Origin of the sequence: Olleya sp. AS48 (assembly GCF_038900355.1) — a bacterium.
Lineage (GTDB): Bacteria > Bacteroidota > Bacteroidia > Flavobacteriales > Flavobacteriaceae > Olleya.
The window spans coordinates 76,600-102,836 of the sequence record NZ_JBBMRD010000007.1; the positions used below are offsets into that span (position 1 = coordinate 76,600).

14 protein-coding genes are annotated in these 26,237 nt (G+C 32.0%); 7 read left to right on the forward strand and 7 right to left on the reverse strand.

From position 1 onward, the window contains the following. The first annotated feature begins 49 nt into the window (after window positions 1-49). Window positions 50-1,591, forward strand: coding sequence for an acyl-CoA carboxylase subunit beta (locus WNY60_RS10075; RefSeq protein WP_342862282.1), 1,542 nt, complete (start codon window positions 50-52; stop codon window positions 1,589-1,591). Between the two features lie 83 nt (window positions 1,592-1,674). On the opposite strand, the gene WNY60_RS10080 is transcribed toward WNY60_RS10075, so the two are convergent. From WNY60_RS10080 to WNY60_RS10090, 3 genes are all read right to left on the reverse strand, one after another. Further along, window positions 1,675-4,248 (reverse strand): T9SS type A sorting domain-containing protein, encoded by a 2,574-nt coding sequence (locus tag WNY60_RS10080; RefSeq protein ID WP_342862283.1) that lies wholly within the window; start codon window positions 4,246-4,248, stop codon window positions 1,675-1,677. Between the two features lie 158 nt (window positions 4,249-4,406). Then, window positions 4,407-7,460 carry a T9SS type A sorting domain-containing protein gene (locus WNY60_RS10085; protein WP_342862284.1) on the reverse strand — a complete coding sequence of 1,018 codons (3,054 nt, stop codon included), beginning with the start codon at window positions 7,458-7,460 and terminating at the stop codon, window positions 4,407-4,409. Window positions 7,461-7,584: 124 nt separating this feature from the next. Continuing rightward, window positions 7,585-9,195, reverse strand: coding sequence for a hypothetical protein (locus WNY60_RS10090; protein ID WP_342862285.1), 1,611 nt, complete (start codon window positions 9,193-9,195; stop codon window positions 7,585-7,587). Between the two features lie 278 nt (window positions 9,196-9,473). Here WNY60_RS10090 and WNY60_RS10095 point away from each other — a divergent pair, with 278 nt between their 5' ends. After that, a complete protein-coding gene (locus WNY60_RS10095; protein WP_339808860.1) occupies window positions 9,474-10,373 on the forward strand; it encodes a serine hydrolase in 900 nt (299 codons plus the stop codon). Between the two features lie 99 nt (window positions 10,374-10,472). Further along, window positions 10,473-13,316, forward strand: coding sequence for an Npt1/Npt2 family nucleotide transporter (locus tag WNY60_RS10100; RefSeq protein ID WP_339808859.1), 2,844 nt, complete (start codon window positions 10,473-10,475; stop codon window positions 13,314-13,316). Here the strand turns inward: WNY60_RS10100 and WNY60_RS10105 are convergent. Continuing rightward, window positions 13,306-14,565, reverse strand: coding sequence for a serine hydrolase (locus tag WNY60_RS10105; protein ID WP_342862286.1), 1,260 nt, complete (start codon window positions 14,563-14,565; stop codon window positions 13,306-13,308). The two genes, WNY60_RS10100 and WNY60_RS10105, sit on opposite strands and share 11 nt — an antisense overlap. Then, window positions 14,566-17,472 (reverse strand): PEP/pyruvate-binding domain-containing protein, encoded by a 2,907-nt coding sequence (locus tag WNY60_RS10110; RefSeq protein WP_342862287.1) that lies wholly within the window; start codon window positions 17,470-17,472, stop codon window positions 14,566-14,568. Window positions 17,473-17,651: 179 nt separating this feature from the next. Between WNY60_RS10110 and WNY60_RS10115 the strand changes: the two genes are divergently transcribed. After that, window positions 17,652-18,863 (forward strand): multidrug effflux MFS transporter, encoded by a 1,212-nt coding sequence (locus WNY60_RS10115; RefSeq protein ID WP_342862288.1) that lies wholly within the window; start codon window positions 17,652-17,654, stop codon window positions 18,861-18,863. Between the two features lie 6 nt (window positions 18,864-18,869). Here WNY60_RS10115 and WNY60_RS10120 read toward each other — a convergent pair whose 3' ends face one another. Beyond that, window positions 18,870-19,502: a MarC family NAAT transporter gene (locus tag WNY60_RS10120; RefSeq protein ID WP_145001476.1), complete on the reverse strand. Its 633-nt coding sequence runs from the start codon at window positions 19,500-19,502 to the stop codon at window positions 18,870-18,872. A 275-nt stretch (window positions 19,503-19,777) separates the two neighbouring features. On the opposite strand from WNY60_RS10120, the gene WNY60_RS10125 reads away from it, so the two are divergent. After that, window positions 19,778-21,274, forward strand: a complete 1,497-nt coding sequence (locus WNY60_RS10125) for a hypothetical protein (RefSeq protein ID WP_342862289.1) — start codon at window positions 19,778-19,780, stop codon at window positions 21,272-21,274. Window positions 21,275-21,348: 74 nt separating this feature from the next. Then, on the forward strand, window positions 21,349-23,157 hold the full coding sequence (locus tag WNY60_RS10130; protein ID WP_342862290.1) for a cytochrome c peroxidase: 1,809 nt from the start codon (window positions 21,349-21,351) through the stop codon (window positions 23,155-23,157). Here WNY60_RS10130 and WNY60_RS10135 read toward each other — a convergent pair. Beyond that, window positions 23,154-24,206 (reverse strand): proline iminopeptidase-family hydrolase, encoded by a 1,053-nt coding sequence (locus WNY60_RS10135; RefSeq protein WP_342862291.1) that lies wholly within the window; start codon window positions 24,204-24,206, stop codon window positions 23,154-23,156. The two genes, WNY60_RS10130 and WNY60_RS10135, sit on opposite strands and share 4 nt — an antisense overlap. Before the next feature lie 121 nt (window positions 24,207-24,327). Here WNY60_RS10135 and WNY60_RS10140 point away from each other — a divergent pair, with 121 nt between their 5' ends. Further along, window positions 24,328-26,229, forward strand: coding sequence for a DUF294 nucleotidyltransferase-like domain-containing protein (locus WNY60_RS10140; RefSeq protein ID WP_342862292.1), 1,902 nt, complete (start codon window positions 24,328-24,330; stop codon window positions 26,227-26,229). The last annotated feature ends 8 nt before the right edge of the window (window positions 26,230-26,237 follow it).

Consider the following 26,237-nt stretch of genomic DNA (forward strand, 5'->3'; position numbering starts at 1 on the left):
AATTACATAACGTATAGCGTTTACGACCATACGTGATTAAAATAGAGATATGGAATCTAAAATAAAAACCCTAAACGAAAAACTTGAGCTATCCAAATTAGGAGGTGGTCAAGCAAGAATAGATAAACAACACCAGAAGAAAAAATTAACAGCCCGAGAACGTGTTACTTATTTAATGGACGAAGGTTCGTTTGAAGAAATTGGTGCATTAGTAACCCATAGAACTGTTGATTTTGGAATGCAAAACCAAAAATTTTATGGTGATGGTGTTATTACAGGTTACGGAACAATAAACGGAAGATTAGTGTATGTTTTTGCACAAGATTTTACAGTATTTGGAGGTGCTTTGTCTGAAACACATGCCGAAAAAATTTGTAAAATAATGGACTTAGCACTCAAAGTTGGTGCGCCTTTTATTGGTCTTAACGATTCTGGTGGTGCACGTATCCAAGAAGGTGTAAAATCCTTAGGTGGATATGCTGATATTTTTCATAGAAATGTAAAAGCATCTGGTGTCATTCCACAACTATCTGCAATTATGGGTCCGTGTGCCGGAGGAGCTGTTTACAGCCCTGCAATGACGGATTTTACTATGATGGTAGAAGACACCAGTTACATGTTTGTAACAGGTCCAAACGTCGTTAAAACAGTAACAAACGAGGAGGTAACTAGTGAGGAACTTGGTGGTGCAAGTACGCACTCTACTAAATCTGGTGTAGCCCACGTCACATCATCAAATGATATCGAATGTCTTGAAGATGTTAAACGTTTACTTAGTTATTTACCACAAAGTAACTTAGAAAAACCAAAAGATTTACCGTTTGAATTAGGTGAGGAAATTAGAGACGAACTAAAAACAATTATTCCTACTAATGCCAATAAACCATATGACATGCATAATGTTATAAAAGGTATAATTGATAAAGATAGCTTTTTTGAAATCCATAAAGATTTTGCTGAAAATATTATTGTTGGTTTTGCAAGAATTGGCGGAAAAAGCGTTGGTATTGTTGCCAACCAACCATTATTTTTAGCAGGTGTTTTAGATGTAAATAGTTCGCGTAAAGCAGCACGTTTTACACGTTTTTGTGATGCGTTTAATATTCCGTTATTAGTTTTAGTGGATGTTCCAGGATTTTTACCAGGAACAGATCAAGAATGGAACGGAATTATAGTACATGGTGCAAAACTATTATACGCTTTAAGCGAAGCTACAGTGCCTAAAGTAACTGTAATTACAAGAAAAGCTTATGGTGGTGCTTATGATGTCATGAACTCTAAACACATTGGAGCAGACCTAAATTACGCTTGGCCTAGTGCTGAGATTGCAGTTATGGGAGCAAAAGGTGCCAGCGAAATTATTTTTAGAAAAGAAATAAAAGAATCAGACAATCCTGAAGAAAAACTTTTAGAAAAAGAAGCCGAATATGCTGAACTGTTTGCTAACCCTTATAAAGCTGCAGAACGTGGTTTTATAGATGAAGTTATTCTTCCTGAAAACACAAGACGTAAATTAATTAAAGCGTTTAAAATGTTAGAACATAAAGAAGAAGTATTACCAAATAGAAAACATGGTAATATTCCTTTATAAAAACGACTATTTCATATAAAAAAAGAGCCTCAATTGAGGCTCTTTTTAGTTTCCCTAAAAAATTAGAGATTACTAGCTATTATTTATTCTATAATCACTTTTTGAGAAGATACTATTGTACCATCGGTCATTCTTACTACATAAATCCCTGACGCTATTGTGCTAACATCTAAAGTATTTAATCCTGTTGTTAAGCTTCCTTTTTTGACTAAACCTCCAATCACATTGTACATTTGGTACTCATAATTACTATTAGCAGTGTTTAATTTAATATTTATAAGTCCTGCATTTACTGGATTTGGATACACTACAGGTGCAGCTTCATTAGATAATTGTACTTCTTCTACACCTAAGGTTTCATTAAAAATACTAATTTCCCAAAGTCCTCTTCCATATGTTCCAACTACCAATTTATCTTGTGTGTAGTTAATTTCTAAATCATTAATAACCACATTTGGCAACCCTTCGCCTAACTTAGCCCAATCTTCCGTTCCTGTTTTAAAATACACGCCAATTTCGGTTCCTAAAAATAAAATCTCTTGACCTTGATTTTGTTTTAAAACCACTTGCTTTGCAACTATGTTTGGTAATCCTGCTGAAATATTAGTCCAAGTTGATCCACCATCGATAGATTTAAAAACCTTTGATCCGTCTACATAACCATTTACTGTTGCATATAAAATATTAGTATTGTTTTGATTTAATGAAACAGAATTCATTTTAGCACTAGCTTCAGGTTGATTAATTGTCGTCCATGTACTTCCATCATTAATAGATTTTCTAGCAGAAGTTTCGCCAATAACAATTAAATTATTTCCAAAAGTTTCGATATACTCTATAGCTCCTGCTCCAGAGTTTAAGTTAGTCCAAGTGTCTCCTTTATTAGCCGATTTATAAACATCTGCAAAACCACCATATAATATTGAAGAATTTGTGGAGTGCATTTTTAGCGTCCAAACAAAAGGAGCTCCTGCAGTTGGTGTTGTTAAACTTGTTCCCCAAACATCGCCTAAAAAGCCATTATTTGCTCTTGTTAACCCACCATTTTGTGACCCTAAATATCTAATTTGAGGATTTGTATAATCTACAGCTGTACAAGTACCATCTCCTGCTCCTGCTGTTACCCATGTTGGTACACCTCCAACTAACTCTAAACTGTAACCATCATTATCTTGGTTTCCCATAATCATGTTATCTGTTGTGGTTTGTGGTGTTATTGCTACTGAATAAAGCTGCGTTACTATTACTCCGTTTGACTTATATTCTACCGTAGGTTTTTCATCTGCAATATTGCTATAGGTTACAAAATTTAAACCACCATCGTTTACATTCCAAAAAGAATAGCCATCATCTAAAGGTCCAATTTCATGTATATCTGCATGTCCATAAGAACCTGCAGAACTATTATCAGACCATGAATTGTTTAAAGTTACATACCAAGTATTACCTAAGTCATCAGAATTTATTCCATCGACTACTCCACTAATAATCAATCCATCTTTTACAGTTAAACATTGGTTATAAGAACCTTGGGTATTATATCCTACTGCTGGCACACCAATGGTAGTTAAAACTGGTGACGCTAAAGTGGTATTATAAGTAGAAATCTGTCCATTTTCGCTTTGTACATAAAACACGCCTAATTGATCTGATGTAATAGCATGACGTTGACTATTGTTACCTTCTGGTATTAAAACACTCCATGTACTTCCATTATTTGAAGAGAAAAACAATCCACCCCAACTATCCGAACACATAATATTATTACCATTTCTATGAAACTTACCTATTACAGCATCGTCATAATTATGAGTATAAACATTGGTCCAAGTGATACCTCCATCTGTTGTTTTTTTAATGTGTTTATTAGTTCCAACAATTACTGTATTTGCATCAATAACTATTAAATTAGAGGTTGACTCTTGTTGGTCTAAACTAAATGTCAAATTTGTTGGTAGATAGGTTTCGCCAAAATCAGTTGATTTATAAATCCCTATTGATTTAATATGCTTAGCGTCATAATCTCCTGTAGATATGTATATAGTTCCAGGATTATTAATATCTGTAGCACTACTTTTAATATCAGTAACACCAATACCTGCTAAATGATCTAATTTAGGCGTCCATGATGTACCATTATCTGTAGATTTCCAAACACCACCAACTGGAGCACTTACAAATAATACGTTTTGATTTGGATCTGTAGCGTGTTTATATCTTAAAAAATTAGTTAACCTTCCAAGCTGCGGATAATTAGGATAACCATTAGCATCTGGGACTTGTTGTGGTCCAATATTAGTCCAGGTTTGACCAGTATTTAAAGATCTGCTACTTTGATTAAATACATTTGTGTTGTTTTCTACTTTTCCATTGGCATCAATAATACCTGCATTATAATACCCTGAGAAAGCGTTAGGGAAATTACCGTTAATATCTACTCTATCTTTCCAAAAATAAGCCCAACGTTCAAATTGTTTATGCTTTTTAATTTCAGTTTTAGATGCATTTTTATTAAATGCTCCTAATTCCTCTCGGACTTGTTTAATAATTTGATAATAATTACTCCCTTTTATATAAGGTGTCGATTTATAGTCTATAGATTGAGCATAGGATACAATCGTGAAGACCAATAATAAAAACGTAATTGTTTTTTTCATGTTTTTCTATTTAATGGTTAGAACAACACAAATATGCTATATCCTTTACATAGTTGCGTTAAGAAAGACTACGCAATAACTACGCAGTTCTATTTTAAACAAAAAAATCCCCAAAAGCAGCTGCTCTTGAGGATTCCTAACATAGTTAATTATTGCTATTATTTAACTATCAACTTATATGTAAATATTCCGTTTTGATTATTGATTCTAACAAAATAAAATCCCGTTTGATACTGCGAAATATCAATTTTATAATTTTCGATTAGGTTAAGATTCTTTTTAAAGAACATTAATTTTCCTAAAGCATTAAATACTCTAACATCTACTGTTTCATTTGAATTAGATACCAAATTAAACGTTTGTGATGCTGGATTTGGATACATTTTTATACCAGATATTTCTGTTGGGCTTTCTGATATTCCTAATGTTGTAATATCATATCTAGGCGTGCGCCAAACACCACGACCATAGGTAGCTGTATATAACTTATTGTCAGCATAATTAATTTCTAACTCGCTAATTTTTACATTAGGTAGATTATTAATAAATGGTTTCCATGAGTTACTTGTTGTATTATCAATGTAATACACACCATAATCCATACCTAAATATAATCCGTCGTTACCATTGTTATCCCATACTAATGCTAAAGCGCTAAAATCTGGTAAATCATATTTGTAGGAGGTCCATGTTGTACCTCCATCATTTGTAACATATACCTTTTCTGTACCTACCGTTGCTATTGCAACTTTATTAGGATTAGTTGGATGTATAGCTATAGAATTGATATAGTCTCCAGAGTAACTAGTTACTTCTGTCCAAGTACCTGATCCTGTTGTTGTTTTATAAAGCTTATTTAAATAAGCAGCATACATTGTATTTGGTGTGGACTCTGAAATTTTAAGATGGTTTAATTTAGAAGCAAAAACCTGAGAAATAGCGGTCCAATTTGAGCCACCATCTAAAGATTTATATACTTGATCGTAACCAGCATAAATAACGTTTACAGCAATTGGATCTTGCTCAAAAGGTGTAATCCAATTTCCTGTTTTATTATCCGGAATAGTGATTGCTGCTAATGTTTGACCACCATCAATAGATTTATTTAAGCTTCCATCTTGAGCTGTACCATAAATAATTTGACTGTTAGTTTTGTCTACAAAACCTTCCATACCATCTCCACCAATCCAATCTCTCCAAACACCTGTTGCAGTTAATGTAGCACTTCCATTATCTTGAGCACCTCCTGTAACTACGACAGGATTAGTTTGGCTAATACCAAAAGCGTAAAACTGTCTAATCCCTAATCCTGCTGTTATGTCTGTAAAATAGGTTGTACTTATTGGTCCTGCACTGTTTGTAGCTTTAAACACACCTCCATCAGTTGTTGTATACAATGTACTTCCAACAAACGTCAGTAAATCGACATCTGCATGAGAATAACCTAAATTATTTGATTCCGTATCAGAAATATTCCAGTTAGTTGTTGGATTAAAGGTAACACCACCATCTATAGATCGCCAAGTATTAACACCTGCAATATGCACTTCGTTAGCATTAGTATGACTTACTGCAATATCCATATCTCTTGGTGCTTGACCACTTGTTGCATCACTTAAATCTGTAGCCACAAGATTATAGCCAAAATAATTTTTACCAGAATGCTCTAATGTAGTAAACGTATTTCCGCTGTTAGAAGATTTATATAATGCTTTAAAATAAGCTCCTGACGTCCCACTTGCCTCTACCATATAAACAGCAGATGGATCAGCATTTGTAACTGCAAGCATTTTTGCTCCAACACTAAACACATTAGGTGTTGCAGACTCAAAGCCATCATTAAACACCGTTCCTAAATTGGAAGTTTCGACCTTAATGTCATCTAATGTAACACCTCCACCTCCTGCGTTTGTAACAGCTCCTTCAAAAGCAATATGATAATCGGCAGAAGTATTTGGTAAACTTAAAGTAATATCAGACCATGCTTCTTGAGCGGTTGTATAACTAGCTAACTCAATCCAAGAACTTGCTGAGGTTGTTTTGTAATACACTTTTAAAGCATCAACATCTCCAAAATAATCCGGTTGCGCATATGAGAATTTTAAAACTGGATTATTTGCTGTCCCTAAATTTAAAGCTGGTATCACTAATTTAGTCTTATTACCAGTAGCTCCAGATGTACCTTTTTCAAATAATCCTAATCCAGAACCTGTTTTTGGCGTAATTAACGTGACACCAAAATGTTGCGAACCTTGATTTATGGATTTCCAATTTAAAGTCCCATTTACATACTCAGTGTCGTAATTAGTTACGCCTGTTGGTGCTTCAACTTTAGTAAAAGTTACACCTCCATCTGTAGATTTAAATAAAAAGACTCCAGAAGCATAAATTGTATTAGAATCAAAGGGTTTAAACTCAAAATCATAACCTCTAGATTCTGCTTCAGGATGAATTAATGACCACGAACTGCCAGAGTTAGTAGACTTAAAAAGCCCACCATGCTCAATACTACAATACATTTTTGAAGGTGTAGTTGGATCAATCAAAATTCGGTTTACTTCTCCACTACCTATTGTACTAGCTACTAAATTCCAGGTTGCTCCAGCATCTGTAGATTTAAAGATTGTTCCGTTATCTGATCCCCAAAAATAAGTTGAAGGGTCTGATGGATGCATAGCTAAGGCATAAACCTTCATGTTAGAAAAATTATCACATAAAGGCGTCCAGTTGGTTCCTCCATCTATTGTTTTCCAAACACCTCCTGTTTCGGCACCTACAATAATATGGTTTTGGTTACCTGTTTCAAAAGCTATAGAAGTAATTCTACCTGTTCCAGGATTCCAACCCGAAGTTGCATTCCAAGAATATGGTCCTAATTGCTCCCAGTTTCCGTTGTCAGAAGATGCGCTTCTGCTGTTAATTGCTTTTTGATTAATATAATTATTATAACGCTCTAATTCATTATAATAAAATTTATTAGATCTTAAAACTCCATTTTGTTTAATGGATCTTAAAGCCTGATATTCCCATCGTTTATATTGTTTGTAACCAGTACCTCTTCCTTTGCCTTTATTTTCAAAATGGGCTTGAGCTGCTATCTGGATTTCTTGGACTGTATAAGTTCCTTTATTAATCATTTCACTATAATCATTGGATTGCGAAAACAATGATCCCGTTGATAATAGTAATAAAATTAGGTAGATTTTTTTCATTAGTAATTTAGAGTTATAATTTATATATCTACAAATAACTAAAGGCTAATTGCATTAATAAAATTATAAACTACGCATTAACTACGCACATCTTAAAAACACTAAAAAACAAGGTTTTACTAGGTTAAAGTACACTAATTTTAGAATCCTTAAACGTGTCATTTAAGTAATCTATTAGCGTAAGTGTGCTGTCTAATTCCTCAATTTTTTTGGAAATACGATAGCGTTTACTTTCTACAGCACGAGTAGAGGTATTTAAAAAAGCTGCGATTTCTTTATTTTTAAAACCTAAAAACAAATAATAACAGATGATGATTTCAGAATCATTTAAATTAGGATGCATCGCTTTTATTTGAGTAAAAAACTCGATATTAACATCATTAATTAGCTCTAAATAATTTTCTTCTTTTGCTAAAAATGTTGACGATTGATGATGTATGTTTTTATATAATGCTTTAGTTTTTTCTTTTTGTTCCGAAGAATTATCTATAGAAGAAATGGTTCTCAACTCTCTTTTAAGTTCAGTAATATAATCCTCTAATCCTCTAACTTTAACTTTCAGTTTTTCATGATTGGTTTGCATAAACTGATATTCGTCTTTGCGTTTAGTAAACTCGATAAATTTAAGTTTAATTTTCTTGTAGCGTAATGCTATAAAAGTACCAAACACAATTATAGCACCAATAAGTATTGCAATCCATATTCTGTTTGTATTTCTTTTTTTGGTAACCTCTAGCAATGCTTCATCAGTGTTAACCAATGCATTATTTAATTCTAAACTTGCGTTAGATACTTTTTGTAATAACTGGTCGTTAAAAACACTTAAAGAGTCTAAATAGTTATTTTTAGCAACGTCGTTATCCAATTGTCCATAATAGTCAGCATATAGTTTAAAATACTCCTTAACATCATAGCTATTCATTGATTGACGCATTTTAGTAGATGCATCAAGATAAAATGCTACCGAATCCATTGCTTTTTGTTTGAACTGAATGTGTGCAAAACAATTATTAATTGTTACTATATGTGATTTGTACAATGCACTTGCTATTGTATTGTCATTTTCTAAATTTTTAAGTAAATTAAAATAATAATGTGCTGTATTTAAATTATCTAAATGAGCGTAATTAGAGGTCAACATAAATAAGGCATACATGTAATAATATTGATCCTCTATAATATTTTTATATTGCTGTAAATTAGATAATAATAAGGCGTTACTTTTGGCGTAATCACCTTGATCAAACGGAATGTAAGCGTACATTTGACTCACTTCTGCTAAGCCATTTACATTATTAGTTTTAGTATAAAATGATTTAGCATCCTCTAAATATTTAAATGCAGTAGAGTCCTTATTAATTAGGTACGAATTATAAAAAAGCTCAACAGATACCATGCCTGCAATATCGTAATCCTTCTCTAATTTAGCATGTTTTAAAGCTAAAGCAAAATTTTGAAACTGCTTGATAGGTTCTTCATTTTTATCATTTAAAAGTCCCTTTAATTGATAATAATACGCTAAACGTCCTGTTATATTAGAAGTAATCGGATTAGGAATACTATCTAAAAACTGAGCTGATATTTTTGGGTTTACATCTAAATATGTTTGTGCAGAGTCTAATAAGCTGTAATAATTTTGCTGCTTTTTAGATTGACCAATTGCAAAACCACAAAATAGAATTAACGTTATAAATAAAGTGAAAAAGGAATTAATTCTGAACTGCTTAAAAATCATTAAAATCTAACTTTGATATCGTGTTTCAAACAAATTTAAGCAAATTAAAATTCATAAAAAATGGATTGATTACTTTAAAAAAAATATTTAAAATTTAAGCCTTGTAAGGATTATTTTTCATCTTCAATTATAATAAATTAACTAAATAATTATAATAATTATCAGACAAGTACTGCAAATGCTGATAAATATAAAAATGCTCAATATTAAAAATTAACACTTTAACTACTAGTTATTTATATACATTTGCTATATTATAATTACTGTGTTATTTTAAGATGAAAACAAAACTTTTTTTTCTTGCCTTAGTTACTTTGTTAGTAACCAATAGTTTTGCTCAAGATGAGTTGCCTTTACCTACAAGTGATGGCAGAATTGCATTACTGACTTCTTTGGTTGATAATAATCTTCAAAAAACATTAGAAAAAGAAATTAATTCTAATCCGTTATGGAAAACCTTAATTAATCAGAAAAAAATGGCAATTGGTTTAGTGGACTTAAGAGACACTAATAATGTAAAATTTGCACGACTTAATGGCAACCACATGATGTATGCTGCAAGTTTACCAAAAATTGCTGTTTTACTTGCTGCAATGGATGCTATTGATAAAAAAGAATTAATAGAAACTAAAGATATTAGAAAGGATATGCGACTAATGATTAGCAAATCCAACAATCAAGCAACAACCAGAATGATTGATCGCTTAGGATACGATAAGATTGAAGCGGTTATGAGAAGTCCAAAATATAAGTTTTATGACGAAAACTTTGGAGGTGGTCTTTGGGTTGGAAAACGTTATGGTGGTGGCGGAAATACTAACAGAGAACCTTTAAAAAACCTTAGTCATGCTGCTACAGTTACACAAGTATGCAGATATTATTACTTACTAGCCAATGGTAAATTAGTAAACAGAAAACGATCTAAACAAATGTTAGATATTATGGAAAACCCAGAGTTACACCATAAATTTGTAAACACTTTAGATAAAATTGCACCTGAAGCTAGAATATTTAGAAAATCTGGCTCATGGAAAAATTACCATTCAGACTCTGTTTTAGTTTGGGGAAAAGACGACAATAGACGCTATATTTTAGTCGCTTTAATCGAAGATTCAGCTGGAGAGCAAATTATTAGAGACTTAATAAAACCTATTGAAAAAGTTTTAAGAACACAATAGCTAGCCTTTAAATTAGACAAATTATTGCCTATATAAAACTTAAAAAGCAATACCTTTATAGTGTTATTTGACAATAATTTTTGACCAATAAACACCATCTTGAAAATCAAACTTCCTATTAATAAAAAGCTTAAAACATTTATTTTAAAAGCATTTGATATTAAAGAAGAAGAGTTAAACAAAACGCTCCTACTTCAACTCAATATCTTTATTTTAATAACAACATTGTTGGTTATTAAGCCTACAATAAATTCGCTGTTTTTATCAGAGCTTACCTCTAGCGCTTTACCTTTAGGTTACGTACTAACAGCCTTAATGGCTATAATTGGATCTTTTTTTTATACCAAAGCTCTAGAAAAATACACTTTAAACATCATAATAGATAGGACGTTAATAGCTTCTATAACCTCGTTAATAGCGTTTGGTATTTTACTAAAATTTAATGTCATTTCAGGCGTTTTCTTATACATTCCGTATGTATGGGTCGCTATTTACGGTTTACTTACTGCGTCTCAATTTTGGTTATTAGCTAATGTGGTTTACAATGTTAGAGAAGCTAAACGTGTGTTTGGATTTATTGGTGCAGGTGCTATTGCTGGTGGTATTTTTGGAGGTTACCTTACTTCCTTTTTAACTAAAATTTTATACACAGAAGACTTACTTTTTATAGCTGCAATACTAGTTTCAATATGTGTACCATTATCTAGATATATCTGGAAAAATGAGGTTAAAAGTTTAAACGAGTTTCAGTTATCTATAAAAAATGAGACGAATACTAAATCGCCTTTTAAACTAATAAGACAATCCAAATTATTAAGCTTAATTGCATTAGTCATTGGGATGAGTGTTTTAATTGCCAAGTTAATTGATTATCAATATAGTGATTATGCCTCTAGATTTATAGCTACGGAAGATGAGTTAACTTCCTTTTTTGGTTTTTGGTTTTCTACTTTAAGTGTTATTTCATTATTAATTCAACTTTTTTTAACCAAACGCATTGTAGGTACTTTTGGTGTTGGTAAATCCCTTTTATGGCTTCCTGCTGGTATTTTAATAGGCTCTATTTTACTACTTTTTATTCCAGAGTTATGGGTTATTGTATTTATAAAAGTAGTGGATGGTAGTTTAAAACAGTCTGTAAACAAAGCCTCTACAGAGTTGTTGTCCATACCTATTCCAATGGATATAAAAAAGAAAACTAAAACCTTTACAGATGTTGTTGTGGACAGTATAGCTACAGGAATAGCAGGTTTTATTTTAATATTTTTTATTAACGGTTTAGATATTTCATCTACATCTATTAGTATTATTATTATCGTCTTGATTATTATATGGTTGGTTTTAATCTATTTTTTAAGACAGCAATATGTCATCGCATTTAAACAACTTTTAGATAATGCTGAAGTCAAAAAAAGCAAAGTCCATAAAGAGGAACTTAAAGTCACCTCAATCATTGGTTCCGTTTTACGCGTTTTAAATACTGGTAAAGAAAACCAAATAATTAACATGCTTGAAAAGACACTTGAAGTTAAAGACGAACGTTTTTTTACAGCCATTAAAACACTATTAAACCACGACTCTCCTAAAGTAAAAGCCTTAGCTATTGATAATTTATATTTTTTGAAAACGGAAAATTTATCAACACAAATTGAAGCTATGATTTATGACGATAACCAGCAAGTTACAACGTCTGCCTTTAGATATCTTTTAAAAAATTATAAGCAAAATACAATCGTTTTATTTGAAAACCATATTAATAGTACAGACAACACCATTGCTAATGCAGCTTTAGTAGGCTTATCCTTGGAGTTAAGAAACAACCAACTATTACAAAATCGTTTTAACTTAGAACAAAAAATAGAATCTGCTTTAAATAAATATTTAGAGCTTACTGATGCCAATTTAAAAAACAATACTATTAAATCTGTTTTAGAAAGTATTGGTAACGCAAAAATCAGTACCTACTACAATGTGCTTAAAACGCAACTACTTTCCAAAGATTTAGATGTTGTAAAGACTGCAATAATCAGTGCTTCCAAAACTTTAGATCCTGAATTTATCGACCATATTATTTCGCATTTATCAATAAAAGAAACCAGACAAATTGCTGTAGACGCCTTGTTTTTTTATAACGATCCTGTTATAGACGTCCTATATCAAAAGGTTATAAAAGAAACAATAGATTTTGAAGATGCTGCTTATGTAATATTGGTTATCGAAAAGTTTAAATCTCAAAAAGCCATTAACACATTAATGTTGCTAACTGGTGATACAGAACATACAGTTAAAATTGAGGCTATTGAAGCCTTAAAACGATTAAAATGGAAATATCCACATCTAAAAATTAAAGATCGCTTTATAGTGGATAAAATTTTAGACGAATGTCAATTATATCAAAATACATTAGCTGTTATACACACTCAAATTGTGTTACAATATAAAATGAAATCGGTAACCATGGAGTCTAAAGATGAAAACGAAGCCAGAAACGGACTTATCCATTTGCTAGAACAACGATTGGACAGACAACTGCAACGCATTTTTAGGTTTTTAGGCATTAAATATCCTCCAAATGATGTTGACCCAATCTTAAACACCATCATGCATGGTAAAGAAGAGCAGCGCATTCATGCAATCGAGTTTTTAGATAACATTCTAAACAGTCAGCTTAAAAAAGAATTAATTCCAGTAGCCGAATCTGTATTATTAGATTCTAATCAAGAAGAAAAATTAAAAAAATTAAACCTTAAAGTTTTTAGCGAAATTGAATGTTATAACGAGCTTTTAAAACGAAAAGACGTAAAACTAAAATTTGCTGTTTTATATCTTATTGAAAAATCAAATAACACCAACTTTAAACCGCTTTTAGAATTGGTGTTAATTAATGAAACTAATAAAAAAATTAGAGCAAAAACCGAAAGTCTTTTAGGCCTTACTTCCTGATTAATTTATCAATATTTGCTGCTAAAGTCATATGGTCTGTTGCCGAGTTTTTACGCAATACATTAGTCATTAATACAACCATATAAGTTGTGTTATCAGGATGCTCTACAATTGCTACAGAGTTCATAAAATTTTGAATATTACCCATATACTTTCCACAAACCTGACCATTACTTCTATCACATTTATATAAACTTCCAGATTTAAAATAGACTGCTGCTTCCTTTAAAGCAGGTGCTTGTGCATATCTAATACGTCTGTCTGTCATGTACATCAAACGTTTCATCTCTAGACTAGACTGCGCATCAATAACATTACCTTGCTCTAATTGTACTAAAAATTTCATAACACCAAATGGCGTTCCAATACTTCCTCCTTTATCACCAACGTAAGTATTTGCTCCTCTAGTAAAAAAACTCCCTAAACGCCATTCCTCTGCAGTTATTCCCAGGTTTCGTAACGGTAAATTTACTACATCGTTACCAAGGTCTGTTAGCACCTTTTTTTCTGTGGTTTTAAAATAAGTTAAGGCATCTGCTTCAGTTAATTCTGGATATTTTTCGCCAAAAGCTTGCATTAATAACACTTCGCGCCAAACAATACTTGCTGCTCCATTATTACTAACAGATAACATATGGTCAGCCCACTCAAATAAAGAAAACTCGTCACTAGCTATAACCTGACGTTTTACTAATTTTTTAGTTTCAATGTTATAAATAGGTATAGTATGCTCATCTGTTAATCCCCAAACTCCTGCTTTAACTACTTTAGTTTTTAATAATGCAATGCGTTTTTCAAAATTATCTGGATAAATTTTAGATAATTGATCAAATAACCCTAATAATACAGCTAGTTTACCTACGCTTCCAGGCTGATAACCAGAAGTTTCATTACGATGTGCATATTTAATATCGTTTAAATCTGAGATATCCATTACAGTTAACGAGTAACTTTTATCTAATCCTCTAAACAAATTATTAATGTCTTTTTGAAAAGCTTCATTCTCTTTAAAAAAACAATGTAAACTGTCTGCTGCTTTTTCTTTTAAATTTAATTTAATATCCAAATAGGATTTAAACGCTCCTTCAGGTAAGGTTTGTTTCTCCACTATTTCGCCACTTTTAATTAATTCTAAACGTTTTAAACGCTTAATACCTGTGTACTCATATCCATCAATTGGATATAACGTTGCTGTTGTAAAAGCAGAACATATTAGTACTAAAACTAGAACAATTAATACTTTTTTCATTTATATTTTTTTTGAAAGCGCAATCGCTTTATTAGTGTTTACTGTTGGTGTAATGGATTGTAAATACGTAGAACTTAATGCTTTTTTATTTTCTACAAAAGGTCTAATTTGAAACAACCATAGTTTGTCATTCTTAAAGCCTAATTCAACGTCATATGCACCTTGATAGTCTACATCTGTAGCACTTGGCATAGTTTGTCTAATAGTTTTAGCTAACGCTTTAATATCTGCCATATTTTGAGCGTTTAAAATAGGCTGCTCAAAGGTTGCAGACTGTTTAAGCGTGCCACCTGTGGTTGGTAAACTATTGTAATAACGCTCTCGCGAAGGTGCTAAAAATTGATAACCACCAACATCCTTTAGCAAATAGGTTTCAGACGATTGTCCATCTACAGCTCCACCTGCTCCTCTACTAAAAGCAATAGTTAAATCTTGATCGTTTCCAGACGTTAATCCTTTTGTTATTAGCACTCCAGAGTAATCAACATCCACACTAGGAATTACTAAAATTGATGGAAATACATTTTCTGGATTTAATAAATATTTTTGTCTCCATTTAAAACTACGTTCTGTGTAAGGTGATGCCCAAACATCTTTAATACCCTCTAATATTTTGGATTTATCAACCACATTAAACAGTGTTAGGTTTAATCCTGCTCCTGTAAACTCTTTTAAATCTTCCATATTAGTATCACTTCTTAAAAACACAGGAATGGCACCTAAATCTTGTCCTAAAACAGTTTTAAAATCATTTTCCATTTGGGTTATAAACTCTGTTTTTAAAGGCATTTTTTTAATAGCAGCACGTAATGTTTCTAATTGTCTTAACTGGTAGTGTTCAATTTCTGCTTCTGTAATACCTTTAGATTCCATAGCAATTGCTTCTTTAAACATTGCTTCTAAAAACTGCCAGTAAGTTTTACTTTGGTCTGGCATATCTTGATTCATATGATCTCTAAATATTCCAAACGGAATTACTAAACCTTCCACAACTTGCTCTGGAAACATTTTTTTTAATTGTCCTAAATTAGCTGCTTTTGGACCACAAATCTTACCCGAATTACTGGCATCGACACTTCGCAGATTTAAAACGTTATGTTCGTTTAAAATAATGGTTTCAACAGGGACTTCTATTTTTTCATCACGACGTTCTTTTTTAGGAAATAAAGCACGCTCTTCTTCAGACATGTCTTGTTCTACTTTAATAATTACATTGCCTTTATTAGATACTGCATAAAACACTTTTTGACCGCTAAAAGCAATTAAATCCTCTAGATTTTGATCAGATAAAGCTGCATTTGGTATGCCTAAATTACGTGCTAATAATTGTACATGAGACACCATATTACCTTCAGATACTGTTGCAATTCCTGCAACAGGTTTTAAATCTGCTGGTGGACGCTGGAAAATATATATTTTATTTGAAGACACCTCAATATCATCGGGAGATCCTGCTATAACTACTAATTCACCAAACGCATAACCAGGATTTAAACCACGTATTGTACTTTGATTTGGAATACTTAATACTTTATTTGTCAATGAAGACTCATTGGCTATAAAATCACCTAATTCTCCAACCGCTTTCCCTAAATGCAATGCAATGGACCCTCTAATTTTATCATCAATAAAACCGTATGCTAGAGGCTCAAAAGCAGTATAGGTGTTTACAGTTTCTTGATAAATAGCTTTAACCATTCCAGAACTCCATTCCACCAAACTTCTTCCGTTTTGTAAAACAGTGGTTAATTCGCCTAAAGTAGTATCGTTTGTTGTGTTGCCAGATAATGTTAGATTTAGCGCTTCCCACTCATGCTGTTCTATATAACCAGTTGCAGCAGTTGCCATACCTAAATAGCATATTTTATCCACTAATTGTGCTACGGTTTGTGGTTGCCAAAGAGGTGCATTTTTAAAAATCATCTCCTCTAATTTTAACGATATATCTAGTAATTGTAAACGTGCTAAAGGACGTTTTTCCTCCAAAACAGAGGTTTTTAAAAGCGTTAATACCTCTGCTGTATTTTGGATTAAATCCGAAGTGTTACTTGTTTCATTCTGTACAGATACATAATCCTTAAATGCTTTACCAAAAGTAGTCTCTTTTAATAAGCTCGCCTTTTGCAATAAAGCAGTTAAATCTATGGGTTTAAAAAAGGTGGTCATTGTAACTATTAAATCGTCAATCATCTTGATTTGATTAACCGATAATTTTGTTACGTGTTTTGCCTTAAAAGTTTTCACTTTTTCAATATCACTAATTTCTGGTTGTGCGTGAATTTTTACACGTAAATCCATAAATGGTAAATAAGCATCCGATAGCACTTTGGATTGACTACGCATTAATTGCGCTAAATTATCGTCTCCATTATGCGGAATATCCTTTAAGGATTGTCTAACTAAAAAGAAATTTTGCTTTATAACATCGTCTTTTGATAGCAACCATTTGTAAAAATCAATTCCCCAAGCCTCTTCATCTTCCGACTGAATGGCACCTCTATAAAATTGACTTTTTCTGTTAATCCAACCATCGTCAACGCCTCTTAAATATTTATCTAATTGGTATTGTTTTAATCTTGAATGGCTTGCTGATGCATCCCAAAACGCTTCAGTTTTAGAAAATGACAAAATTTGACCTAAAAAAATATGATTACTTAAGGCTAATTTTTCGACTTCATCTTTATATCTAGCATGTTGATTTCCTGGTCCAACATTATCTGGACAAGGATCTTTGGGTTGCCTTACGCTACCATCAGTACAAAACCAACGAATATCCTTGTAAGGACCACGTAAATCGTTTTTATACTTAGTAATTTGCTCCTTTATTACATCCGAAGCAATTTGTTGCGCTGATAATTGATTAGAAATCATCACAAAAATCAGGCTAATTATTACACTATTTCTCATTGAAAATCAAAGGTTTGTTACAAGATACAACATACGAATATAACTATTTATTCAATATATAATTGTTTTGCAAAGTTGTTATAAAAGTTTGATAATTATCAAATTAATTGGGTCTATTTTAACACCTATTTCACACTAATAAAACCAATGATAATTCTTTTTTAAACTACTTTTGCAGCATGCAAAAAAATCCACCTGTTAAGTTAGAGTTTATATTACTAATGGCATCTTTAATGTCTATTGTTGCCTTAGCGATTGATGCTATTTTACCAGCAATGTCAGCTATAGGTATCACAGTTAATAGTTTAGACACTAGTAACAACCAATTACTAATAACCATGATTTTTCTAGGTTTAGGATGTGGACAGCTACTATTTGGACCTTTATCGGATAGTTTTGGTAGAAAACCCATTGTTTATATTGGTTTTACTGTATTTGCAATAGGAGGTATAGTTTGTGTTTTATCACATAGTTTAGAAATGATGGTTGTTGGTCGTATCATTCAAGGTATTGGATTAGCAGCTCCAAGAACTATCGCTATTGCTGTTATTAGAGACATGTTTAAAGGAGATTATATGGCCAAAATAATGTCGTTTGTTACGACCTTCTTTATTTTGGTTCCTGTTATTGCTCCTGTAATGGGTAAATTTATTTTAAACCATTACGATTGGACAGGAATCTTTTATGTTCAATTAATAATGGCTTTAGTTGTTGCTATTTGGTTTTGGAAACGTCAGCCTGAAACCTTAAAGCCTGAATATAAAATAAAGTTTACTAGACATGTTTTTATTGATGGTTTAAAAGAATTATTAAAATATAAAGAAACTATAGGATTTACCATTATTTCTGGTTTTATCTCTGGTGCATTTATTGTTTATTTAAGTGCTTCTCAAGTCATTTTTGAAAATCAATATGGCTTAATAGACGAGTTTCCATACATCTTTGCTGGATTGGCATGTGGTGTTGGTTTATCCACTTTTTTAAACGGAAGCTTTGTTATGCGTCTTGGTATGTGGCGTTTATCCTATTTAGCTATCATTGTTTTTAGCGTTAATGCGTTACTGTATGTCTTATTATTTTGGAATGCTACAACTAATCCTGCATTACCTATTATATTAATATTTATGGCTATTCAATTTTTTACCATAGGCTTTATCTTTGGAAACCTACGAGCTATTGCTATGGAGCCAATTGGACACATTGCTGGTATTGGAGCTGCTATAACAGGATTTATATCTACAATAATGGCTGTACCAATTGCAAATTACATTGGTAGTTTTGTTGACACAACAGCTTTACCATTATTTATAGGGTTTACGGTTTTTGGTTTTATGTCTCTATTTTTATTTTTATTTATTAAAAGAACAAGAAAACGAAATATCATTTTATAAACGTTATTATATTTTAATTGTTGAAAGTATATCTACTACCGAAGATATTATATACTCCACACCTATAGCTATTACTATAAAACCGATAATTCTGGACAGTGCATTAATACCTGAAGCTCCTAAAAACTTAACAATAAAATAAGCACTTTTAAGTATTATATAAATAGTAATTGCTGCTAAAAACATAGCACCAACTATGGTAAATTTTTCTGCAGTTAAAACAAACTCTTGATTATAAGTAATTAATAACGAAATTGTACCAGGACCAGCTAACATAGGTATTGCTAATGGTGTTAAACTTATTCCATCTCTAGTATGTATATCTTCTTGTACCTTTTTACGTTTCATCCCTTTATGTTCTCTAAATTTTCCGGTCAACAACGCAAAACCAGAGGATGTAATTATTAATCCTCCTGCTATTTTTAAAGCATTAAGACTAATTCCAAAAAAAGATAAGATATACTGACCTGCAAAAAACGAAAGCAATAAAATAACCAAAACATCTATTGCTGTCCAAAATGCTGTGACTGATCGTTCTTTTTTACTGTGCTCTCCTGTTAAGCCTACAAATACAGGAACGGTTCCTAAAGGATTCATAATTGAAAATAATGCTCCAAATACTGCTAAAAATAATTCCATTGTTTTTTCTGCAAATTCCGTTCTTTTTTGACGTTTAAAAGTTATCGCTAGATTAACTAATCTTAAATAAAACGTAAAACAAAAAAAGCATACAAACCACAAATAAAGCATTGTAAAACAACACATTAACACCTAAAAAACACCGCTTAACATAAAGTTTACATAGTAACATTAGCGTAAAGTTTTCTTAAAACTTCAATCATTTTAAGTTAATACTCTTTAAATCTCTTGACCTTAGTTTTGTTCAAAATTAACCACTTAAACAATCAAATACAATGAAATTATTTAAACAACATTTTTTTCAAATATGCATAATTACCAGTCTAGGATTTGGATTAGTAGGCTGTGAAGGAGAAAATGGATTAGATGGAACAAACGGTCAGGATGGTCAAGATTTTACGCCTACCGATGAGCTTTTTAGTAACAAATCGGCTTTAGATCCTTTAGTAGATATTAGCGCTAACTTTAACAATGTAAAAGCTTACTCATTAATTAGCTCGACAGATTATTTACCAAATGGATTCCGTTTAGTTGGTGCACAAGATGGTGCAGGTTTATTAAAAGATGGTAACGAATATATTTATGTTGTCAATGCAGAAGACGATTATAGTGTCTCTAGAATTAGATTTGACGAAAACATGAGACCTATAAAAGGAGAATGGTTGTTAAACGCTGGAGTTGCAGATTTTGCAAGACAATGTTCTGGTACAATGTGGGAAGCTGCAATACATGGTGGCTCTCAAGATTTCTTTTTATCTGCTTCAGAAAGTATCGCATACGATGTTAAAGCAATAGATCCTTGGATAGAAACACCTACTCCAAATGCCGATTTTGGTTTGGATGCTTTAGGTGAATTTTCTTGGGAAAATGCAGTGCCATTACCTCAAAATTCATATGCAGGAAAAACTGTGATTATTGGTGGAGATGACGATTCTAGTGGCTCTGAAGGTCAAGTAATCATGTATTTATCAGAAAATGGAGATGCAGATTTAACTAACGGTAAAATATATGTATTACGTTTAAAAGAAGTATCTGATGGTGCCAATGGTATCCAAAATGTTGCTCCAAATACAGTGTACAACGAAGGAAGCTTAGATTTTGGAGCAACCTATAATGTTGAATTTGTTGAAATAGAAAATGGTGCGTCAATGACCAAAACAGAAATGGAAACAGCTTGTACTGGTGTTTTTGCTTCACAGTTTATGCGTGTTGAAGATGTTGACTACCAAAAAGGAAGTGATGAAAACGCTAGAAACGTTTATTTTGCAGTAACAGGAAGAGGTCCTGGAGCAGGAACTTATAATGATTGGGGAACCATTTACAAATTAAACCTAGATGCCAACAACCCATTGCAAGGTCAATTAACACAAATTGTAAGTGGTAACACAGACACAAACAACCAAGATGGTAACTTATCTAGCTTACAAAGTCCGGACAATATTTGTGTAACAGAAAACTATGTGTACATTCAAGAAGATCCTAACTCTTTTGATAGAGGTCATGCAGCTAGAATCTACCAAACAGACTTAAACGGAAATAATCCAACAGACGTATTAGATTTAAAAATTGAAAGCAACTTATCTCCTACTGGAAGCTCTTCTTTATCTGGAGAGTTTGGTGCTTTAATTGACATTTCTGACAAAGTTGGTGTGCCAGACACGTTTATTCTAAACTTACAACCACACTACTGGAAAAGTGACGATTTTATATCTACAAACTTACCACACAACCAAGGTGGCCAAATCGTATTACTACAAGGATTACCTAGATAAAACGACGTCTTTTATTATTAATAATGAATCTCCATTTTACAATGGAGATTCATTTTGTTTATTACAATCTCAACATGAAATCACACCATTCATTTTTAATTATAATAGTATTATTAGTAACATTATCAGCTTGCAAATCGGATAAAACCGAAACCGTAGACGTCATAAATTGGGACATTGCTCAAAAGTATTATATAAACAATATAGATCTTGCTTCTAATTACTTAGATAGTTTAAAAACCGAAGGTCTTACTGGTAAAAACACCAAACACTATTTTACATTAGCACGAGAGGCTTTTAAAAAAGCAGAGCCTTTTGCCTCATATCTAAACCCTGAAGTAGGACACAGAGCTAATGGTCCTGCGCTTCCTGTTTATAAAGAAGATACTGGCAAGATATTAAAACCTATTGGTCTTCAAAAAATAGAAGAAAGTATTTATGAGCAAGAGACGTCCGTCACAGATTTTAATCAAGAAATCTATGTTACACAAGGGTTGTTTGCCATATTAAAAGCAAATATGGAAAACAGAGCATTAACACCACAACGTTTTTTTATAGCTACACACCAACAGCTTTTGCGCATTGTAAGTTTGGGTATGTCAGGATTTGATACTCCTGTTAGTCATTTAGGTATAAAAGAAAGTGCTGTTTCATTAAAAAGTCTTCAAAACGTATATAATAACACCTTAAAATCTTCGATTATAAAAAAAGACAAATCCTTAGATGATGCGTTTAACAACTCGATTATAAAAGCAATTAATTACATTAATCAACATCAGGATTTTGATGCTTTTGATAGGTTTACGTTTACCAGAGATTACTTAAATCCAATCACGCGTCAATGGGTTTCTATCAGGAAAACAGCTAACATTTGGGAACCTACTAATACAGAAGCTTTTAATTTTGATGCACCTACTTTTTTTGAAAGTAATAGTTTCAACTTAAACTATTTTACACCAACAACTAACCGTAACCCAAGCGACAAACAAATAGCTTTAGGCGAAAAATTGTTTTTTGACACACAACTTTCTGCTAACAACAGTATGGCTTGTGTTACCTGTCATAGTCCTGCTTTAGGATATGCGGATGCTATGACTGTAAACTTAGATAATAACGGTAAGCCATTACAGCGCAATACACCAACTTTAATAAATAGTGCCTTTCAAAAAAGTTTTTTTTGGGATGGTAGATCTGAAACAATGATTGAACAAATTTCATCTGTATTTTTAAATGATAAAGAATTTAATACTAATGTTCACACCTTTTCTGAAGCTATTTTACAAGACTCAACTTACGTTACATTATTTAAAGAAGCCTATGGACAAGTTCCAAAAAACAATACCAATGTTATTAAAGCATTGTCTGCTTATATTTCTACTTTAAACGGTTTTGACTCTAAATTTGATAAAAATATTAGAGGAGAACTTAATAATTTTACAGATGAAGAAACCTTAGGTTATAACCTATTTATGGGCAAAGCCTTATGTGCCACATGCCATTTTATGCCATTAACTAGCGGAACTGTACCACCTTTTTTTACTGAAACAGAAAAAGAAGTTATTGGTGTTCCAAAAACAGCCCAAAACAAAAAACTAGATGACGATTCTGGTTTTTATTATAAATATAAAGAAGCCTTACATAAAGGTATGTTTAAAACGCCAACGGTTAGAAACGTAGCTATAACAGGTCCATATATGCATAATGGCGTCTATACTACTTTAGAGGAAGTCCTTAATTTTTACAACCTTGGTGGAGGTGGTGGATTGGGTTTTGATTTGGACCATCAAACGCTTCCTTTTGATAATTTAAACCTTACAGAAACCGAGCAGCAAGCCATTATAGCTTATCTAAAAACCTTAACTGATGTACCTGACACGTATTAAAACGCACCAGAATCTACATCTTTAATAAAACTAATTAACCCTTTAAAAAACACCTTTTGATCATCAAATTGAGATAAATGACTGCCATTTGGGCAAAGCAAAAAACGTCCATTTTGGACTTCGGTACTAATCCATTTCATGTGTTCTGGGTCCATGGTATCATGCGTTGCTCCAATGGTAAGGGTTGGTGTTTTAATTTCTTTTAATCGGTCTTTTACATCCCAATTTTTAAGCGTAGCATTACCTTTTATACCAAACTCACTTGGTCCTTGCATTGTTACATACACATCAGGATTTAAATGCTTAAAGCTTCTGTTAATTGGTTCTGGCCAATCTTTGACTGGCATTCTTATAACATGCTTGGTGTAATAATTTTCGACAATTAAATCTAAATATCTTTGATTTGTGTAATCTTCTTTATCCTCATAGCTCATAATTTCTTTTAAAACTTCAGGATCTAATTTTGGTGCTAACACCTGGTCAGAATATTTTTGATAGTCAGGTATTGAAGCTACCATATTAGATATAATTAATCCTTTTAAATTGTCTTGATATTTTAAGGCATATTGCATGCCCAAAATTCCTCCCCAAGATTGACCATACAAGTAAAAATTATCTTTATTTAAACCTAAAGCAATTCTAACTTGTTCCACCTCTTCTACAAATCTATCTAAATCCCATAAACTTAAATCTTTGGGTTGATCGCTGTAATACGATCCTAATTGATCGTAGTAGTAATACTCTATATTTTCCTGCGGAAAGTAGCCATCAAAACATTCATAAATTTCATGCGTCATTCCTGGACCACCATGTAATAAAAGCACCTTCATTGTTGGGTTATTTCCAACGCGTTTAGTCCAAACCTTAAATTCGCCTTTAGGTGTTGTAATTGGTATCATTTTTATACCTCCTAAAAATTGATCTTCAGTATTGGGTTTTAAATAATTTTCTGCAGTATTAGTAGTCTCAACCTTTTTTGTTTCTTCTATCTTTTTACAATTAAAACATAATAAAGACAAGACACTTAAAATAAATAGTTTGGTTTTCATAAACTTGATAATTAGAACACTAAGTTAATCAAATAAAATGTCTTTTTATCTTGCTAATTATTTTAACAAAATGATAGTAATAGTCCAATTTTAACCTATTAATTTTGCATAAATTAGTAAGATGAAAAACGCCATTACAGAACGTATTTTAGATTTCATAAAAGACTTTCCTCCTTTTGATGCTTTAAGTCATGAGCAATTGTTAGCTATTGCATCTGAGATTGAGGTAATTTACATTGAAAAGGATAATTTTATTTTTAAACAAAATGAAGCTTTACAAGAGGTGTTTTACGTGGTAAAGGCAGGTGCAATTGGTATTTTTAAAGATGATAAATTAGTTGATAAATGTGATGCTGGAGATATTTTTGGATTACGAGCATTAATACGTAAAGATCATTATTTATTGGATGCAAGAGCTATTGAGCAAAGTATTATTTATAGTATTCCTGCTAAGGTTATTGAAGACATTATAATAAATAACCCAAAAGCCAATCAGTTTTTAATTGCAAGTTTTGCTACTAATACGCGTAACCCTTATAGTGATGAAGACAAGGGTACATTATTTGCTAACATTGGTGTTTTAAAACCTGAAGCCTCTAGTTTTACCGAAATGCAATCGGCAAAGTTTTCTAAAAACCCTGTGGTATGCAATCCATTAATTAGCATACAAGAAGCTTCGCAAATAATGAGCACTAATAAAGTGGGATCTATTGTAATAACTAATAACAAACAGCCAATTGGTATTATTACAGACAAAGATTTGCGTAATAAAGTGGCTACTGGATTACACACCATAACAGACACTGTGGAAGCCATTATGTCTTCTCCAGTTATCACGTTTCCTGACAGTATATCTGTTGCCGAAGCACAAATTGCAATGCTAAAAAATGATATTTCACACCTATGTATTACCAAAGATGGGACACCATATTCTGAGTTAATTGGTATCCTATCAGAGCATGATATCATTGTAATTTATGGTAATAATCCTTCGGTTTTAATTAAAGAAATAAAACGAGCAAATTCTGCTGAGTCATTAAAATATATTAGAGAAAAAGCGCAAGATTTATTAAAAGGGTATCTTAAACAAAGTATCCCAATTAGTTTTATAACCAAAATAATTTCTGCAATAAATAATGCAATTACATCGCGTATTTTAGAGTTAACTATTACTGAATTTAACCAAGAACCACCTGTATCTTTTGCTTGGTTAGCTATTGGAAGCCAAGGAAGAAAAGAGCAACTATTATATACAGATCAAGACAATGCTTTGGTGTATGAAGATAGTACAGAAGACTATAAAACTAAAGCTTACTTTTTAAAATTAGCAACGGCTGTAAATAAAAAACTAGCTATTGTTGGCTTTAAGTTTTGTCCTGATAACATGATGGCAAGTAACCCAAAATGGTGTTTAACAGTCTCTGATTGGAAATCTCAATTTACCAATTGGATTACCCACTCTGACGAGGATAAAATGATGTTGTGCAACATTTTTTTTGATTATAACTTTGTTTATGGAAACCAAAGTTTAGTTAGTGGTATGTCCGACAATATTTTTAGAGCCATACATAGTCATGAAATCTTCTTAACTTTTATGGGTAGAAATGCTTTAAAAAAACCTGCACCTTTAAGCTTTTTTAGAAGCTTTTTAGTAGAGCATTCTGGAGAACATAAAGATCAATTTGATATTAAATCCAGAGCTATTATGCCACTTGTTGATGCTGCACGTGTTTTAATTTTGTCGCATGATATTAAGGATATAAACAATACTATAGCACGCTACCAAAAACTAGTTGAAATCGAACCTCAGCACAAAGATTTGTTTGACTCGTGCATAAACGCATTTAGAGTATTGCTACGCTTTAGAACAAAACAAGGATTGAAAAATAATGATTCTGGTCAGTTTATTGATGTAAAAAACCTTAGTAAAAACAACAAGTTAAAACTTAAAGGTTGCTTTAAACCTGTTAAAGAAGTACAAGATTTATTAGCTGCGCGATATAAAGTATCGCAATTACCTTAAATTATAGT

Coding starts and splice junctions, on each gene's coding strand:
- WNY60_RS10075 (WP_342862282.1), top strand. CDS start 50: ATGGAATCTAAAATAAAAACCCTAAACGAAAAACTTGAGCTATCCAAA.
- WNY60_RS10080 (WP_342862283.1), bottom strand. CDS start 4,248: ATGAAAAAAACAATTACGTTTTTATTATTGGTCTTCACGATTGTATCC.
- WNY60_RS10085 (WP_342862284.1), bottom strand. CDS start 7,460: ATGAAAAAAATCTACCTAATTTTATTACTATTATCAACGGGATCATTG.
- WNY60_RS10090 (WP_342862285.1), bottom strand. CDS start 9,195: ATGATTTTTAAGCAGTTCAGAATTAATTCCTTTTTCACTTTATTTATA.
- WNY60_RS10095 (WP_339808860.1), top strand. CDS start 9,474: ATGAAAACAAAACTTTTTTTTCTTGCCTTAGTTACTTTGTTAGTAACC.
- WNY60_RS10105 (WP_342862286.1), bottom strand. CDS start 14,565: ATGAAAAAAGTATTAATTGTTCTAGTTTTAGTACTAATATGTTCTGCT.
- WNY60_RS10110 (WP_342862287.1), bottom strand. CDS start 17,472: ATGAGAAATAGTGTAATAATTAGCCTGATTTTTGTGATGATTTCTAAT.
- WNY60_RS10115 (WP_342862288.1), top strand. CDS start 17,652: ATGCAAAAAAATCCACCTGTTAAGTTAGAGTTTATATTACTAATGGCA.
- WNY60_RS10120 (WP_145001476.1), bottom strand. CDS start 19,502: ATGGAATTATTTTTAGCAGTATTTGGAGCATTATTTTCAATTATGAAT.
- WNY60_RS10125 (WP_342862289.1), top strand. CDS start 19,778: ATGAAATTATTTAAACAACATTTTTTTCAAATATGCATAATTACCAGT.
- WNY60_RS10130 (WP_342862290.1), top strand. CDS start 21,349: ATGAAATCACACCATTCATTTTTAATTATAATAGTATTATTAGTAACA.
- WNY60_RS10135 (WP_342862291.1), bottom strand. CDS start 24,206: ATGAAAACCAAACTATTTATTTTAAGTGTCTTGTCTTTATTATGTTTT.
- WNY60_RS10140 (WP_342862292.1), top strand. CDS start 24,328: ATGAAAAACGCCATTACAGAACGTATTTTAGATTTCATAAAAGACTTT.